The 16,045-nt window shown below is 68.3% G+C and carries 15 protein-coding genes; 7 read left to right on the top strand and 8 right to left on the bottom strand.

Going from position 1 to position 16,045, the window contains the following annotated elements:
• The first annotated feature begins 34 nt into the window (after positions 1–34).
• Positions 35–1,000: a DUF2381 family protein gene (locus tag D7Y13_RS24840; RefSeq protein ID WP_120584894.1), complete on the top strand. Its 966-nt coding sequence runs from the start codon at positions 35–37 to the stop codon at positions 998–1,000.
• Between the two features lie 16 nt (positions 1,001–1,016).
• Here D7Y13_RS24840 and D7Y13_RS24835 read toward each other — a convergent pair whose 3' ends face one another.
• Both D7Y13_RS24835 and D7Y13_RS24830 read right to left on the bottom strand, forming a co-directional pair.
• Positions 1,017–1,931: a type VI immunity family protein gene (locus D7Y13_RS24835; protein WP_120535924.1), complete on the bottom strand. Its 915-nt coding sequence runs from the start codon at positions 1,929–1,931 to the stop codon at positions 1,017–1,019.
• Complete coding sequence (locus D7Y13_RS24830; protein ID WP_147444417.1) at positions 1,928–2,761, bottom strand: hypothetical protein; 834 nt, start codon at positions 2,759–2,761, stop codon at positions 1,928–1,930. The genes D7Y13_RS24835 and D7Y13_RS24830 overlap by 4 nt, the downstream gene beginning before the upstream one ends.
• A 49-nt stretch (positions 2,762–2,810) precedes the next feature.
• Between D7Y13_RS24830 and D7Y13_RS24825 the strand changes: the two genes are divergently transcribed.
• The gene (locus D7Y13_RS24825) at positions 2,811–3,584 is read left to right on the top strand and encodes a DNA-methyltransferase (RefSeq protein WP_120584892.1); all 774 of its coding nucleotides are present in this window, start codon (positions 2,811–2,813) and stop codon (positions 3,582–3,584) included.
• Here D7Y13_RS24825 and D7Y13_RS24820 read toward each other — a convergent pair.
• Positions 3,563–4,201 (bottom strand): 2OG-Fe(II) oxygenase, encoded by a 639-nt coding sequence (locus D7Y13_RS24820; RefSeq protein ID WP_120584897.1) that lies wholly within the window; start codon positions 4,199–4,201, stop codon positions 3,563–3,565. The genes D7Y13_RS24825 and D7Y13_RS24820 overlap by 22 nt on opposite strands.
• 69 nt (positions 4,202–4,270) lie before the next feature.
• On the opposite strand from D7Y13_RS24820, the gene D7Y13_RS24815 reads away from it, so the two are divergent.
• The 3 genes from D7Y13_RS24815 (at position 4,271) to D7Y13_RS24805 (ending at position 8,066) form a co-directional block, all read left to right on the top strand.
• On the top strand, positions 4,271–5,548 hold the full coding sequence (locus tag D7Y13_RS24815) for a dicarboxylate/amino acid:cation symporter (protein WP_120535927.1): 1,278 nt from the start codon (positions 4,271–4,273) through the stop codon (positions 5,546–5,548).
• A gap of 74 nt (positions 5,549–5,622) precedes the next feature.
• A complete protein-coding gene (locus tag D7Y13_RS24810; protein WP_120535928.1) occupies positions 5,623–6,105 on the top strand; it encodes an FKBP-type peptidyl-prolyl cis-trans isomerase in 483 nt (160 codons plus the stop codon).
• A gap of 65 nt (positions 6,106–6,170) precedes the next feature.
• On the top strand, positions 6,171–8,066 hold the full coding sequence (locus tag D7Y13_RS24805; RefSeq protein ID WP_120535929.1) for an OPT family oligopeptide transporter: 1,896 nt from the start codon (positions 6,171–6,173) through the stop codon (positions 8,064–8,066).
• A 15-nt stretch (positions 8,067–8,081) separates the two neighbouring features.
• On the opposite strand, the gene D7Y13_RS24800 is transcribed toward D7Y13_RS24805, so the two are convergent.
• The 3 genes from D7Y13_RS24800 to fusA form a co-directional block, all read right to left on the bottom strand.
• The gene (locus D7Y13_RS24800; protein ID WP_120584891.1) at positions 8,082–8,999 is read right to left on the bottom strand and encodes a flagellar motor protein MotB; all 918 of its coding nucleotides are present in this window, start codon (positions 8,997–8,999) and stop codon (positions 8,082–8,084) included.
• A 163-nt stretch (positions 9,000–9,162) separates the two neighbouring features.
• Positions 9,163–11,103 (bottom strand): ABC-F family ATP-binding cassette domain-containing protein, encoded by a 1,941-nt coding sequence (locus D7Y13_RS24795; protein WP_120584890.1) that lies wholly within the window; start codon positions 11,101–11,103, stop codon positions 9,163–9,165.
• A gap of 131 nt (positions 11,104–11,234) precedes the next feature.
• Positions 11,235–13,352, bottom strand: coding sequence for an elongation factor G (fusA, locus tag D7Y13_RS24790; RefSeq protein WP_120535932.1), 2,118 nt, complete (start codon positions 13,350–13,352; stop codon positions 11,235–11,237).
• Positions 13,353–13,508: 156 nt separating this feature from the next.
• On the opposite strand from fusA, the gene D7Y13_RS24785 reads away from it, so the two are divergent.
• Positions 13,509–13,871, top strand: coding sequence for a nuclear transport factor 2 family protein (locus tag D7Y13_RS24785; RefSeq protein WP_120584889.1), 363 nt, complete (start codon positions 13,509–13,511; stop codon positions 13,869–13,871).
• A gap of 9 nt (positions 13,872–13,880) precedes the next feature.
• Positions 13,881–14,201 carry an encapsulin nanocompartment cargo ferric reductase EncD gene (encD, locus tag D7Y13_RS24780; RefSeq protein WP_120535934.1) on the top strand — a complete coding sequence of 107 codons (321 nt, stop codon included), beginning with the start codon at positions 13,881–13,883 and terminating at the stop codon, positions 14,199–14,201.
• A 27-nt stretch (positions 14,202–14,228) separates the two neighbouring features.
• Here the strand turns inward: encD and sthA are convergent, their stop codons facing one another.
• Together sthA and D7Y13_RS24770 are read right to left on the bottom strand one after the other, a co-directional pair.
• Positions 14,229–15,632: a Si-specific NAD(P)(+) transhydrogenase gene (gene sthA / locus D7Y13_RS24775; RefSeq protein WP_120535938.1), complete on the bottom strand. Its 1,404-nt coding sequence runs from the start codon at positions 15,630–15,632 to the stop codon at positions 14,229–14,231.
• A gap of 99 nt (positions 15,633–15,731) precedes the next feature.
• Positions 15,732–16,045 (bottom strand): pseudouridine synthase family protein (locus D7Y13_RS24770; RefSeq protein WP_500683182.1); only part of this gene is annotated, 314 nt, incomplete at its 5' end.

Below are 16,045 nucleotides of genomic sequence, written 5' to 3'. Positions count from 1 at the left end.
GACCTCGTGGGGTAGGGGGCATCGGACGAGCCTCGTGGTAAACAGGGAGGCCCCTGTTGCCCCGGTTCGAGGAGCCCTCCACACCGTGCCCTCCTGTCTGTCCGTAGCGCTCCCGGTCCTCCTCTGGTCGACGTGCCTCCTGGCGGCTGCTCCCCATCAGGAGGAGAAGGGGGATGCAGGGGAGGTTCTCCGTGTGGAGGTGGGCCCGGAAGGAACCCTGGCGAGGCCCATCCGGATTGGCTTGGGGCTGAGCACGACCCTGCTGTTCGACGCCGACATCCAGCAGGACCAGGTGAGCCTGGAAGGGCGCGCACAGTTCGCTCGGGTGAGCACGGGCAACGCGCTCCTGGTGCTCGTTCCCTCCAGGGAGTTGCGCCTGGGAGAAACCCTGAAGGTGTCCATTCCCTACAAGGATGCGAGCGTCCCCGCGCGTCTGGTGCTGACCCTTCAGGTCAAGGACGAGGCGGTGGACCGGCAGGTCGAAGTCTACCGGCGGTCCCGCTCCGCGGAGTCCTACCGTCAGGAAGCGGAGCAGTTGCGCGTGGAACTGGAGCGCTTGCGCCAGGGGGACAAGCGAGAGCTGGCGACGGTTCCTGACAGGCTGGATGGGTTCCGCGGCTTCGTGTTGGGCACGGGTCCGGTGACAGTCATCACGGTGTCCTCGAGCATCCATCGAGTGCCCTGTGAACAACCGTGTCCTTTGTCCATCGAGAAAAGCGTGAGGTACCGCGCGGGGTCAAGGCGGGCCATCCATTTTGAGTTGCGATTGACCGAGGGCTTGCCATGGATCGTCGGGCGCACGGTGCTGCTTGATGGCAAAGGGCATGCTTGGGAAGGGCTGACACCCTGGCAATCCGCGCCAGCAGCGTCCGAGGCGAATGCGAAAGTGACCGTGGAGTTCGAGGTGAATACGCCCTCCATGCCTGGGATCTACTCGCTGAAGATCTGGGATGCGGCAGGAACGCGCAGCGCGCTGTTCACCAACATGGCGTTCGAGTGAAGCCAGGGCCTCCGGCTCAGTCGAGGAACCGGCGCTCCCAGCGGCGCAGGGCCTCGTTCTCACGGTAGGGGCGCGCTGCTTCGCGAGACGTCAGCCAGGGTCCCAGGACCCGCGCCAGCTCACGGTATGCGGGCAACACGTTTCCCTGGGATGTATCGCCCGCGTCGGGTGCGTCCCCCAGGGTGACCACCGCACGGTCCTCCCCGAGCGGCTGCACGCAGGTGCCTGGATGGGAGAGCCGGGCACGCAAGCCGTCCGAGCCGCCCAGTGCGCCCAGGACGGGCGGGCCCAGGAAGTTCATCCAGTGGATGCCCTGGAGCCGGTCGCCCACGGAGTACGCGTTGTTGTGTTCATCCGGGATGTCCATCCCCGGGTAGCGGAGGCCCAGGTCGAACATCTGTTGCGTCAGGGGTTCCATTCCCAACCAGGCATGGAAGGACGGCCCCGCATGGCCCGAGTTGAAGGGCAGCAAGCGCGCGAGCGACACCGCGAGGTCGCGAAACGGCCCGACACCTTGTGACTGAAGGTAGCTGGCTGGAAGCCAAAAGGAGACCGCGCAGGCGTGGCGCTCCGGTGGCGTATGGGCCAAGAACGGAGGCTCCAGAACGACGCCCCGGTACTGGAACTGATATGCTTCAAGACTTCCGGTGCTGTCCCTCATCAGGATGAGAGGCGCTGGATGTTTCAGCAGTTCTTGGCGGACGTTTTCCAGGGAGGAATCATCCAGCGGCTGCCATTCGCCTTCGTTGTCTGGATACCACGTGAGCGCGAATCGGCCGATGGCTTGCAGATAGACTTCGAGTGTCTGGTCCACGGATGCCGCCACCTCGTGATGGGAAGCGTGCATGTAGAAACAGATGCTGAGCCCTTCCTTCAGAATCAAGGACCCCGTTCTGGCAATGACCTGCACGGAGGGAATGTTTCCGCTCATGGATAGGCTCCCAGAATGGGTGAGACTCGAAACGCCGGGGCTTGCAGTGCCAGTTCATAAGCCTGCCCCTGATTGTATTTTTCGAAAGGATGTCCTTCCGGATATTTGTGCCAGCGTGATTCGCCCCCAACAGGGCAGGGGAACTTGAAGTCGAAGACCGCCTCGGCCCGCAGCGGATTTCCGGAGTGGATGACCACATCCGGAACCAGTGTGCCCCTGAGCGCTCCCGTGCGTCCGGTCCGGATGAGTTCTTGCTCCGTGGCGGCGCTGATCAGTTCGAGCACCTTCGTGTTGAAATCGTACCGGTAGCGCGGCTCCAGACTGAACCCACCCGGACGTTCGGCGGACAAGCGTGCCTGGACGCAGCGAGCGGCTGCTTCATGTTTCATCTGACCCAGCCACATGCCCCGGGTGATGGCTTGTCCCGACGCGTCCTTTCCCAGCTTTTCCTGGCACTGCTCCAGGGTGGGCGTCTGTCCCGCGAGGTGTTGGTCGTTCACCTCCCAGTCGGCCTCATTCGCGCACTTCTCCACGATCTGGCGGACCCTTGCTCGCGCCGCCTCGTCCATCACCTGGAGTGCACCCGCGACGGAAGCCCCCGCCTGGGCGGGGGCCCGGATGCTCATGGGCAGGACCGTCTCCTCGCCCGCGACCCGGGTGCAGTACACCGGATTCTGCCGACAAGCGTTCGAGCCCGAGTCCATCGACTGCTTGAGTTCGCGCCGCGTCCGGCCCGCCCCCGTGGACTGACACCCTGAGAGAAGCAACAGGCCCAGCAGGGCCGTGGTGGACCGCAAGCGCATGCCCCCGCGTACCAGAATTCCCACCATCCGCGTCCCCATCCCGGCCGCCCCGCCGTGTAGGGTTCCACTCCACACGATGACCTCCGACCTGACGCCCGAATCGCTGCGCTGCTTCCGCGCCGACGCGCGCGAGCCCGAGGGCTACCGGGCCGCCCTCGGCGACACGCGCGCCTCCCTGCTCCACACCGATCCCCCCTATTGCCTGCTCACCCGGCGTCGCAAGGGCGGTGACCTGCGCGACCCCCGCGCGCACAAGAAGATCGACCGCAACCCCATCGTCCGCTTCGAGTCCGTGCGCGACTACCGCGTCTTCTCCGACGCCTGGCTGTCCCGCGCCGTCGCGCACCTCACCCCCGACGCGCCGCTCATCATCTGGACCAACCTGCTCGGCAAGGAGCCCATCCTCAGCGCCGCCCGCGAGCTGGGCTATCCCCACCAGCGCGGCGAATACGTCTGGGGCAAGCGCACCACCGACAAGAACGCCAACGAGCAACTGCTGCGCGTCTACGAGGTCGCCCTCGTCATCGCCCGCACGCCCGCGCCGCCCCTTGCCCCCGGCGATGCGCCCACCGTGTGGGCCGTGGTCGGCGGCTATGACGACGACGCGGAGGCCACGCAGTGGGGCGGCCACCCGCACCACAAGCCCTTCTCCGTGCTGGAGCCGCTCGTGCGCACCTGGAGCCGCCCGGGGGACACCGTGCTGGATCCGTTCGCCGGCAGCGGCTCCATGCCCTCCGCCGCCCTGCGCCTGGGCCGCCGCCCCGCCTGCATGGAGGTCGAACCCGAGTGGGCCGACCGCGTCACCCAGCGCCTGCGCGACACCGCCCGTCAGCTGGACAGCGCCCGGTAGTAGCGCGTCTCGCTCCACGTGGGCACGTCGGTGGGACGGTGGTCCCACCAGTTCATCACCAGCGTCCTGCGCTCACGCGAAGGCCCCGGCAGCTTCCCGTCCGGCACCTGGTTGTCCGCGTCCAGCACCCCGTGCGTCAGCGTCCCGTCGAACACCACCAGCCGGTTGGGACGCGGCGCCACCAGCGTCAGGTCCTCCAGCCGGTCCGGCGCGAGCGACGGGTTCGCCGCGGACGGCAGCTCCCGCGTCACCGCCAGCGCTCCGCCCCGCACCCGGTTGAGGAACAACACCGACGAGCGCTTCGGGTGCACCAGCTTCCCCGTGCTCAGCGCCAGCCGCTCATCCCGGTCCTGGTGGAAGTCCACGCGCACGTCCGTGGCTCGCATGCGCGACAGCCACCACTCCACGCCGGCGATTTTCCGCCCCTTCGCCACCGACGGGCGCAGCGTGTGGATGACCTCCTCCACCACGTTCTGGGGCGGTCCGAAGGCGTACCAGAACGTCGTCTGGTACGTGTGGCGCAGGCGCTCGCCCTTGAGCGCTCCCACGCGCCGCGACAGCCGGTGGAAGAGGGAAGGGGGCAGGGCGGTCTCGGTGAGCTGGACAAGGGATTCCACGGTGGGCCGGAGCTTTCCCCCGAACGCGAGGTGGGCGCCACCTCCTTTCACCGCTAGGCTTCGCGCCCTATGAAGCCCCACCAGAAGATGCTCCTCGGCATTTCCGTCGGCGCGGTGGCCGGGCTCGTCGCCAACGCCGTGTTCGGGGACGCTCCCTGGCTCCGGGGCTTCGTCGAACACGTCACCAACCCCGTGGGGCAGCTCTTCATCCGGCTGCTGCTGATGCTCGTGGTGCCCCTGCTGTTCTCCGCGCTCGTCGTCGGCGTGGCGGAGTTGGATCTCAAGCAGGTGGGCCGCCTGGGCGCGCGCACGCTGGGCTACACCGTCGTCTTCTCCGTCATCTCCGTCTTCATCGGCCTGCTGCTCGTCAACACGCTCAGGCCCGGAGACGGCTTGAGCGACGAGGCCCGCGCCCTGGCCCGCACGGGCACGCAGATCAAGGCCGCGCCGCCCCCCGGGGACACGTCCGTGGGCGCGCTCTTCATGTCCATGGTGCCCACCAACCCCATCAAGGCCGCGGCGGACGGGGACATGATTGGCCTCATCGTCTTCTCGCTCATCTTCGGCCTGGGGCTGGCGCTCACCCCGGGCGAACCCGCGCAGCGGCTCAAGGAGCTCATCCAGGGCCTCTACGACGTGATGATGAAGCTCATCGACGGGGTGCTGAAGCTGGCGCCCATCGGCGTGGGCGCGCTGTTGTTCTCCATGACGGCGCGGCTGGGCTTCCACATCCTGGGACAGCTGGCGTCGTACGTGGGCGTGGTGCTGCTGGCGCTGGGCATCCACATGTTCGTCGTCTACTCGCTGTCCGTGCGCTTCCTGGGCGGCCGCAACCCGCTGGAGTTCTTCCGCTCCTGCCGGCTCGCCATCGTCACCGCCTTCTCCACGTCCTCCTCCAGCGCCACGCTGCCCACCGCCCTCAAGGTGGCCGAGGAGAACCTCCACCTGCCGCGCAACGTGTCGCGCTTCGTGCTCACCGCCGGCTCCGCGATGAACCAGAACGGCACCGCGCTCTTCGAGGGCGTCACCGTCCTCTTCCTCGCGCAGGTCTACGGTGTACCGCTGGGCCTGGGGCAGCAGGCGGTCATCATGTTCATCTGCGTGCTGGCGGGCATCGGCACCGCGGGCGTGCCGGCGGGCTCCATCCCGGTCATCGCGATGATCCTCGGCATGTTCAACATCCCCGTGGAGGGCCTGGGCCTCATCCTCGGCGTGGACCGCTTCCTGGACATGTGCCGCACCACGCTCAACGTCACCGGGGACCTGGCCGCCGCGGTGTACGTGGCGCGCGGGGAGCCGCCCGACCGTCCGGTCGCCGAGGAAGCAGCGGAGTCCCCCGCGTCCTGACGTCGCCGTCCACCGGTTCCACCTTTGCCCGAAGTCTCACTCCGCCGTCCCTGAAGCCAAGGAGCTTCCTCCGCATGAAGATCGCCAACGGTCGCGTCGTCGCGCTCGAATACCGCCTCCATCTGGGAGACGGAGAGGTCATCGACCAGAGCGCCCCGGGCCAGCCGCTCGCCTATCTGCACGGGCACAAGCAGATCGTCCCCGGCCTGGAGGGCGCCCTGGACGGACTGGACGTCGGGGAGAGCAAGCAGGTGGTGGTGACCCCGGAGCAGGGCTACGGCCAGCACAACCCCGAAGGGCTGCGCACCGTCCCCCGCACGATGCTGCCCCCGGGCTTCACGCCCCAGGTGGGCCAGACGCTGATGGCCCAGACGGAGGACGGCAACGTCCCCTTGCGCATCCAGACCGTCAACGACGACTCCGTCGTGGTGGACCTGAACCATCCGCTCGCGGGCAAGACGCTCCACTTCGATGTCACCGTGCGCGAAGTGCGTGACGCGACGCAGGAGGAGCTCACCCACGGCCACGTGCACGGGCCCGGCGGCGCGCACGCGTAAAGGCGCCGTCCCGATGCAGGGACCGTTTCGTACTCCGTGGGGGCGTGCACTATCTTCGCGCCCCCATGGCTCCTCCCGTCCCGAACCCCAGCCAGCTTCGCGTCCCCGCGCCCGACCCTGACGCCGTCCCGGAGCGGCCCGGTGCCTCCGCGGCGATGGATCCGGAGCGGTACTGGAAGGAGCACGTCTACCAGGGCGGCGCGCGGCAGCTCACCGTGCGCGCCATCATCGCAGGGATGCTCATTGGCGCGGTGATGTGCCTGTCCAACCTCTACGTCGTCCTCAAGACGGGCTGGAGTCTGGGCGTCACCATCACCGCGTGCATCCTGGGCTTCGCGGTGTTCGGCACGCTGCGCTCGCTCCGGTTGCTCACGAAGGAGTTCACCGACCTGGAGAACAACGCCATGGGCTCCGTGGCGTCCGCGGCCGGCTACATGACGGGCGGCGGCAACATGGCCGCGGTGCCCGCGCTGCTGATGCTCACCGGCACGCTGCCGTCCGCAGGCTGGCTGATGGTGTGGTTCGGCGTCATCTCCGCGCTGGGCGTGTTCGCCGCCATTCCCATCAAGCGCCAGCTCATCAACATCGAAGCGCTCCCGTTCCCCACCGGCACCGCCACCGCGGAGACCATCCGCGCCCTGCACGGCCACGGCGAGGTGGCCCGTCAGAAGTCGCGCCTGCTGGGGTTCGCGGGGCTCGTGGGCGCGCTGCTGGTGCTGGTGCGCGACGCGCGCTTCACGTGGCTCAAGAACCTGCCGGAGAAGGTGAGCCTGCCGTTCAACATCCTGGGCCGTGAGGCCGGCAAGTGGTCGCTGTCGTTCGACTTCAGCCTGCTGCTCATCGGCGCGGGCGCGCTGGTGAACTTCCGCACCGGCTGGTCGATGCTGCTGGGCGCCTTCCTCACCTACGGCTTCCTCGCGCCGGAGATGTTCACCCAGGGCGTCATCCCGGAGGTGACGTACAAGGCCATCAACGGCTGGGCGCTGTGGACGGGCTCCGCGGTGCTGGTGTCGTCGGGCCTGCTGTCGTTCGCCTTCCAGTGGAAGAGCGTGGTGCGCTCCTTCTCCGCGCTGGGCGGGCTCGTGGGGCGCAAGCCGAAGGAGGACGCGAAGGAGGATCCACTCGCGGACATCGAGTGCCCCCCGGCGTGGTTCCCCCTGGGCTTCGTGCTCCTGGGCCCGGTGGCCGTCTTCCTGATGGCGTACCTGTTCCAGATTCCGTGGTGGGCCGGCGTGCTCGCGTTGCCGCTGGCGGTGGTGATGGGCGTCATCGCTTCGCGCGTGACGGGGGAGACGGACACCACGCCCACCAAGGCGCTGGGCCCCGTCACCCAGCTCATCTTCGGCGCGCTCGCTCCGGGCAACATCCCCGCGAACATCATGAGCGCCAATGCCACGGGCGGCGTGGGGCTGCACTCGGCGGACCTGCTCACGGACCTGAAGTCCGGGTGGCTCCTGGGCGCGGCGCCGCGTCAGCAGTTCTTCGCGCAGTTGTTCGGCGTCGTCGCGGGCGCCATCGTCATCGTGCCCGTCTTCAACCTGCTGGTACCGTCCGCGGACGTGCTGGGCACGGAGCAGTTCCCCGCGCCCGCGTCCATGGTGTGGGCCGGCGTGTCCAAGATGCTGGCCACCGGCGTGTCCGCGCTGCACCCCACCGCGCGCGTGGGCGCCCTGTGTGGAACGCTCCTGGGCATCACGCTGGTGCTGTTGGATCGGTGGGCCCCGCCGAAGGCGAAGGCCTTCATCCCCACGGCGTCCGGCCTGGGGCTGGCCATCGTCATCCCCGGCTCCAGCTCCATCAGCCTCTTCGTGGGCTCCGCGCTGGCGGCGCTGCTGCGCCGGGTGAAGCCGAAGCTGGCCGACGACGCGGTGCTGCCCGTCAGCTCCGGCTTCATCGCGGGCGAGAGCCTGCTGGGCATCGCCATCGCGATGGTGAAGGCCTTCGGCTTCATGCCGAAGTGAAGCAGGGCGGGCCTGTCAGTCCACCTTGCTGGTGGCCCAGGACAGGCCCGCGACGAAGCGGAAGGTGGGCGTGTCCAATCCCGCGCCCACGCCCGGGCCGCCCATCACATACAGGTCCAGGCTGGACAGGGCATGGCGGCGGATGGCGATGAGCAGCTCCGCGCCCACCTGTCCCCCCTGCAACGGCACGCCGGCGACCACGCTCACCTCGCCGCGCGTCACCTCGCCGCCCCGCGACGTCACCGTGGCGCCCAATCGCAGCTCATTGCCCAGGATGTCGCCATCCGCGTAGGACACGGGCCGCAGGTCCTGGCGCTTGCGCAGGAAGACACCCGCCTCGCCGCCCACCTGGAAGCCTTCACCCACGTAGCCCAATTGCAGACGCGGATGCCACGCGTAGTCCTCGTGCGCCTGCGCCGTGCGGCTGCCCACCGGCAGGCCCGCCGTCAGCGCCACGCCCACGTTGATGGGCGCGCCCATGGACTGGCGCAGCACGGCCGCGCGAGCGGTCAGCCACGGCGTCGCGAGCCCTCCCGTCTTGGGCGGCGCGTACTCCAGCGTGGGCTTCCCGCCCTGCATCAGGATGAAGGGCAGCTCCGCCCCGACGTCCAGCCACGACAGCACGCCGTAGCCCAACGTCAGATGCGCGGTCATCTTGTTCTCGACGAGGCCCGTGCCCTCGCCTGGCTCCCAGCGCGTCTGGAAATGCATGGGCAACTGCTCGTAGTGGTAGTTCAACCCCACCCGGAGCTGCCCTGGTGCCAGTGTCCGGCCCGTCCCCACCACCAGCGAACCCAGCGCACCCGGGTCCAATCGCAGTCGTTGCAGGTCAAACTGGGGCAGGGGCCCCTTGGGACCGCTTTCCAGCGCGTGGGCCGTCAGCGGCAGGGTGAACAGCGCGGCGGCGGCAAGTACAGAGGCCGGACGGAGCACGTGATGACTCCTGATACGGGAATGCGAGACAGGTGGACCTGCGCCGCGAGACTCTAGTGCGGCGGCCCCGTTCCGGAAATCCTTCGCGAGGGCATTCGCGTATCGGATTCCGTGCGCAACGACTGACGCAACCTCTCACACTCTGAGGCGCGGGCGCCGCGTCTCAGGCCCCGCCGGCCGCCAGGTCCTGCAATTCCTGCCATCTCGCATAGAGCCGTTCCACCTCGGCGGTGGTGGCGTCCAATGACTGCTGGACTTCCGCCGCCTTGGAGCCGTTGCTGTAGACGTTCGGGTCGGCCAGCTGGGCCTCCAGGCTGGCCTTGCGCTGTTCGGCGGCCTCGATGGTGGCCTCCATGCCGTCCAGTTCGCGTTGGTCCTTGTAGGAGAGCTTGACCGTCTTCTTCGGCGCGGTCTTCGCGGGCGCTTCCGCGCGCGGAGGCTCGTCCTTCTTCGGCTCGTTCTTCTTTGCCTGGGCGGCCTTGAGGGCGGCGGCCTGCGACTGCTCGCGCAGCCGCTTGTACATGTCGTAGTTGCCCTCGTAGCGGGCGACCTTGCCCTGGCCGTCGAAGGAGAGGATGGCGGTGGCCACCTTGTCGAGGAAGTAGCGGTCGTGCGTCACCAGCAGCGTGCTGCCCGCGAAGTCCAGGAGCAGCCGCTCCAGGATGTTGAGGGTGACGATGTCCAGGTCGTTGGTGGGCTCGTCCAGCACCAGCACGTTGGCGCCCTCCAGGAACAGGCGCGCCAGCAGCAACCGGTTGCGCTCGCCGCCGGACAGCGCGCCCACCTTCATGCGCTGCATGGGCACCGGGAAGAGCAGGTCCTCCAGGTAGTCGCGCAGGGCCACCTTCCGGTCCGCCAGCTCCACGTGGTCCTCGCCGTTGGAGGCCGCGTCGTACACCGTCTGGTCCGGATCCAACTGGGCGCGCTGCTGATCGTAATAGGCGACCTTGGTGTTCTTCCCGATGACGAGCTTCCCCTCGTCCGCGGGGATTTCACCCAGCATCACGCGCAGGAAGGTCGTCTTGCCCACGCCGTTGGGCCCCAGGAAGCCCACGCGCTCGCCGCGCTGGAGGCGGAAGTCCACGCCGTCCAGCACCTTGCGGTCCCCGAAGGACTTCTTCAGGCCTTCCGCCTCGATGACGGTGTGGCCCAGCCGGGGCGCCGCCACCACGCGCAGGTCCGCCACCTTGGGACGCTGGAAGCCCTTCTCCGCCAGCAGCTTCTGCGCCCGCTCGATGCGCGCCTTGCTCTTGGTGCGCCGCGCCTCCGGGCCCTTGCGCAGCCACGCCACTTCCTGGGCAATCCAGCGCCCGCGCTTGTGCTCGGCCGTCTCCGCGTTCTCCTGCGCGACCAGCTTCTGCTCCACGTAGGCCGCGTAGTTGCCGGGGTAGGAGACGAGCCCGCCGCCGGGCTGGATCTCCACGATGCGGTCCACCAGGTCGTCCAGGAAGTAGCGGTCGTGCGTCACCAGCAGCAGCGCGCCGGGCAGCTTGTCGAGCTCGTCCTCCAGCCAGTCCACGGTGTCCGCGTCCAGGTGGTTGGTGGGCTCGTCCAACAGCAGCAGGTCCGGGCGCGTGAGTAGCGCGCGGGCAATGGCCACGCGCTTGCGCAGGCCGCCGGACAGCTGCGCCACCGGCCGGTCCCAGTCCTTCACGCCCAGCCTGTCCAGCAGCGTCTTGGCGTGGTGTTCGGTGTCCCAGCCGCCCGCCTGTTCGATGCGGTCACTGAGCACGGACATCTGCTCCAGCATCTTCTCGGTGGCGTTGGCGGGGTCCGCCTCCAGCTTGCGCGACAGCTCCGCGTGCGCGTCCAGGGCCGCCTTGAGCGGGGCCTGGGACACGGCCAGCTCGCTCTGCACGGTGGCGCCCTCGGGGAACTCCGGCTCCTGGGGCAGGTAGGTGACACGGGCGCCCCGGCGCAGCTGGAGCTCGCCCAGGTCCGGCTTGGAGGCGCCGGCCAATATCTTCATCAGGGAGGACTTGCCGGAGCCGTTGACGCCGACGAGGCCCACGCGCTCTCCCTCCTCGATGGTGAAGGTGAGGCCCTCGAAGACGGTGCGGCTGCCGAAGGCGAGCTGGACATTGGCGGCGCGGAGCAGCGTCACGGGGAGAACCTCGGGAAAGGGGAGGGGACTGCGGGGGACTTCTTGTTGATGCGTCAAAAGCGAAAGGGCGCCCCCCACTTGAGTGAGGGAGCGCCCTTCCTACTGCCAGAGCGGCGTCTGGGAAGCCCGGACTACTTGCGGGCGGCCTGCTCCGCGGCCTGCTTCTCCTTGTACGTCGCCATCAGGGCCTCGGCCTCGTTCTTCGGCACCTGCGAGTACTTGGCGAACTCCATCGTGAACTCGCCCTTGCCCTGGGTCGCGGAGCGCAGGTCGGTGGAGTAGCCGAACATCGTGTTCAGCGGCACCTCGGCCACGGCCGTGAGGTAGCCCTCGGCCGTCTCCGTGTTGAGGATGGTGCCACGGCGCTGGTTCAGCTGACCGACGACGGAGCCCTGGAACTCCTCCGGCGCGCTGACTTCCACCTTCATGACGGGCTCCAGGATGATGGGCTTCGCGGCGGAGTAGCCCTCGCGGAAGCCCATGATGGCGGCCGTCTTGAACGCGTTTTCAGACGAGTCGACCGCGTGGAAGGCGCCGTCGTTGATGACCACGCGCAGACCCACCACGGGGAAGCCGATGAGGCTGCCCTTCTTCACGGCCTCGGCGAAGCCCTTGTCGCACGCGGGGATGAACTCGCGCGGGATGGAGCCACCGACGATGTCGTCCACGAACTCGTACTGCTGCACGGCGTCCGAGGGCAGGGGCTCCACGTAGCCGCACACGCGCGCGAACTGACCGGAACCACCAGTCTGCTTCTTGTGCGTGTAGGCGAACTCGCCCTTCTGGCTGATGGTCTCGCGGTAGGCCACCTGCGGCTTGCCGGCCTTCACTTCGCAGTCGTACTCGCGCTTCATGCGCTCGATGTAGATTTCCAGGTGGAGCTCACCCATGCCGCGGATGATGGTCTGCCCGGACTCTTCGTCGCGCGACACGCGGAAGGTGGGGTCTTCCTTGTTGAAGCGGTTGAGCGCCTTGGAGAAGTTGGTCGACTTGGTGCGATCCTTCGGCTCCACGGCCAGCGAGATGACGGCGTCCGGAACGAACATGGACGTCATCGTGTACTTCACGGTGCCGTCGGTGAACGTGTCGCCCGACGCGCACTCGATGCCGAACAGCGCGACGATGTCGCCCGCGGTGGCCTCGTTCACGTCGTTCATCTGGCTGGAGTGCATGCGCACGATGCGCGGCACCTTGACCTTCTTCTGGTTCACCTGGTTGACGATGAAGTCGCCCTTGGTGACCTTGCCCTGGTAGATGCGCATGTACGTGAGCTGCCCGTACCGGCCGTCTTCCAGCTTGAACGCGAGGCCGACGAAGGGCTTCTCCGGATCCGACTCCAGGATGACCTTGGCCTCGTTGTTGTTCTGGTCGAGCGCCTCGTTGGTCGCTTCCTTGGGGTTGGGCAGGTAGCTGCACACCGCGTCGAGCAGGAGCTGCACGCCCTTGTTCTTGTACGCGGAGCCGCACATCACCGGCGTCATCTTCAGCGCGATGGTGGCGCGGCGGACGGCCTCACGCAGCTGCTTCTCGGTGATGCTGTCCGGGTTCTCCAGGAACGCCTCGCCCAGCGTGTCGTCCACGTTGGCGACGCCTTCGATCATCTCCGCGCGGCGCAGCTCGGCCTCGTCCTTCATGTCCGCGGGGATGTCCTCCTCACGGATGTTCTCGCCGTTCTCACCGTCGAAGTAGAACGCCTTCATCGACAGCAGGTCGATGAGGCCGCGGAAGCGGTCCTCGGCGCCGATGGGGTACTGGAGGCGCACCGCGTGGTGGCCCAGCTTCTCCTTCAGCTGCAGGGCGACGCGATCATAGTTCGCGCCCGCGCGGTCCATCTTGTTGATGAACGCGATGCGCGGAACCTTGTAGCGCTTCATCTGGCGGTCCACCGTGATGGACTGCGACTGCACGCCCGACACCGAGCAGAGCACCAGGATGGCACCGTCGAGAACGCGGAGCGCGCGCTCCACCTCGATGGTGAAGTCCACGTGTCCCGGCGTGTCGATGAGGTTGATGTTGTAGTCGCCCCACATCGCGTACGTGGCGGCGGACTGGATGGTGATGCCCTTCTCACGCTCCAGGTCCATCGAGTCCATGATCGCGCCCACGCCGTCCTTGCCGCGGACCTCGTGGATCTCGTGGATCTTGCCCGTATAGAACAGGATGCGCTCGGAGAGCGTCGTCTTGCCCGAGTCGATGTGGGCAGAGATACCGATGTTACGAATCTTCTCGATGGTTGCGCTGGTGGCCACGATCCGGTCCTTCTTCTCTTGAAAAAATTGCCTGAGGGAACAGAGCAGGCGGGGCCCTTACTTCCCACAGGTCTCAGTTACCAGACAAATCCGCACGATGCGGGGCGTACATCCGCCTACGTTCCGCCATCTGCTTACAGCTGAGGCTTCATAACAATGAACGCGAGCGAAAACTTCTCCCTGGCCCGCGCCTGGCTGCGCGCCTTCAACGCCCACGACGTGACGGCCCTGGTGGCGCTGTACGCCGAGGATGCAACGCACACCTCGCCCAAGATTCGCGTCCTCCACCCGGAAACGGGAGGGCGCCTGGTGGGCCGGCCGGCCCTGGAGCGGTGGTGGAAGGACGCCATCGCCCGGCTGCCGGGCCTGCGGTACGAGGAGACGGCCCTCACCGCCGACGGGGACCGGGTGTTCATGGAGTACCTGCGGCACGCCCCCAATGAGGCGCCCCTGCCGGTGGCGGAGGTGCTGGAGGTCCGGGGCGGGCTCATCGTCGCGTCGCGCGTCTACCACGGCTAAGGTGCCCCCATGGCGAACCCCCTCAATTTCGACCGGGACTTCGGTTACCTGCTGCCCTTCATGGACAAGGTGGCGTCGGCGGCGTCGGATCTGCCGGACGCGTCCGCCCGCGCGGAGCTGGTGCAGCTCATGGCGGAGGAGAAGGTGCGCTGGGAGCGGATCCGCTCGCTCCTGCAGGGCGCGTCAGGCCGGGGGGCCCCCGCGGCCGCGCGGGAGGCTTCCTCGAAGCAGCCCGTGGCGCCCCCGCTGGCCCGCGTGTCGTCGGATGACGTGAACCGGGTGGCCCGGCGCGAGGCGGGCTTCACGGTGGGAAGCCTCAAGTCGCGCTGAAGCGGGCTTCCAGGCTCCGGCGTTGGATCAGGCGCTGCTGACGCGCACCTGGTCCAACGCGTCGTAGGTGGCGGCCTTGTAGGCCTCCGACAGCGTCGGGTAGTTGAAGCAGGTCTCCACGAAGAGCTGCGCGGTGGAGCCGGTGAGCAGCGCGGTGAGCCCCACGTGCACCAGCTCCGAGGCCTGCTCCCCCAGCACGTGCACGCCCAGCAGCTTCAGGTCGTCGCGGTGGAAGAGCAGCTTCAGGAGGCCCTGCCGCTCCCCGATGATCTGCCCGCGCGGGTTGGTGTCGAAGGTGGCGCGGCCGACGACGTACGGGATGCTGCGCGCGCGCAGGGACTCCTCGGTGTCGCCCGCCATGGAGACTTCCGGGATGGTGTAGATGCCGTAGGGGAGGATGGGCGTCAGCGTGCGCTTCCCCGGCCCGAAGGCGTGCTCCATCGCGATGCGGGCCTGCTCCATGGACGTGGAGGCCAGCGCCGGGAACCCGATGACGTCGCCCACCGCGTAGATGTGGGGCACGGCCGTCTGGTACGCGAGCCCGACTTCAATCTGCCCGCGCTTGCCCTGCTTCACGCCCAGCGCCTCGATGCCCAGGCCCGCGGTGTTGGAGGTGCGGCCGGAGGCCACCAGCACCTGGTCCGCCTCCAGCACCTCACCCGTGGACAGCTTCAGGCGGATGGGCTCCTCGTGGGACTCCGGCACGTGCGCGGACTCCACCACCTGGCCCAGGCGCAGCCGCACGCCCAGCGTCTCCATGCAGTCGCGCAGCAGCTGACCGATTTCGGCGTCCAGGAAGGACAGGAGCTCGTTCTTCACCTCCACCAGCGTCACCGGGATGCCGAGCGCGGCGAACATGCACGCGTACTCGCAGCCGATGACGCCGCCGCCCACCACCACCAGCGTGCGGGGCAGGGTGGTGATGTCCAGGATTTCATCCGAGTCGTGCACGCGCGGATCGCCGAAGGGATACAGCGGCGGGCGGTAGGGCGACGAGCCGGTGGCGATGAGGACGATGGGGGCGGACAGCTTCGCCACCACGGCGCCATCGTGGGTCACCTGCACGGTGTTCGCGTCCAGGAAGGAGCCCTTGCCCTGGAACACGGTGACGCCGTGGCGCTGGAGGTTCTTGTGGATGCGCTCGCGCTCCATCTGCTTCACGCGGCGCTCGCGGAAGAGGAAGTCGGAGACGGTGGCTTCGTGGCGCAGCGTGGCGTCCACGCTGTAGAGGCCGCGCGCCTTGAAGCCGGACAGGTGCAGCGCCGTCTCCCGCAGCGTCTTGGAGGGAAGGGTGCCGGTGTTGGCCGCGGTGCCGCCGAGCACCGGCTCGCGCTCCACCACCGCCACCCGCTTGCCCGAAAGCGAGGCCTGAATCGCGCCCCACTCTCCGGCCGGTCCAGAGCCGATGACCACCAGGTCGAAGTCCGCCATGCGCCGCACCCTATCCCTTCCGGCGGGCCGCGCTAACCGGGAAGTCACCCGGCGGGGGCGTGTTTCCAGGCACCGCTGGAGCCCAACCCCGGAGGCCCGTCAGGCGTCCTCGGACTCGGGGGCGGCCGCTGCTTGGGGTTCGGGCGCGCGGCCGGTGTAGTGCAGCTTGTCGCGGACCTCCGCGTCGGTGAGCAGCCGGAAGCCGCCCTCGGGCAGGTCGCCCAGGACGATGTCGCCCACCGCCTCCCGGTGGAGCGCGCGGGCGGGCAGCCCCACGGCGCCCAGCATCCGTTTCACCTGGTGGTGGCGGCCCTCCGTCAGCGTCACCTCCACCGTCTTCTCGTCGCGCACGCGCACGAGGGCGGCTTCCGGCTGCTCACCGACGCGGAGGTCCGCGACAAGCTGCACTACAC

The sequence above is a fragment of the Corallococcus praedator genome, from assembly GCF_003612125.1.
Lineage (GTDB): Bacteria > Myxococcota > Myxococcia > Myxococcales > Myxococcaceae > Corallococcus > Corallococcus praedator.
Note: the sequence above shows the minus strand (reverse complement) of the source record. Positions and strands in the feature narration are given on the sequence as shown.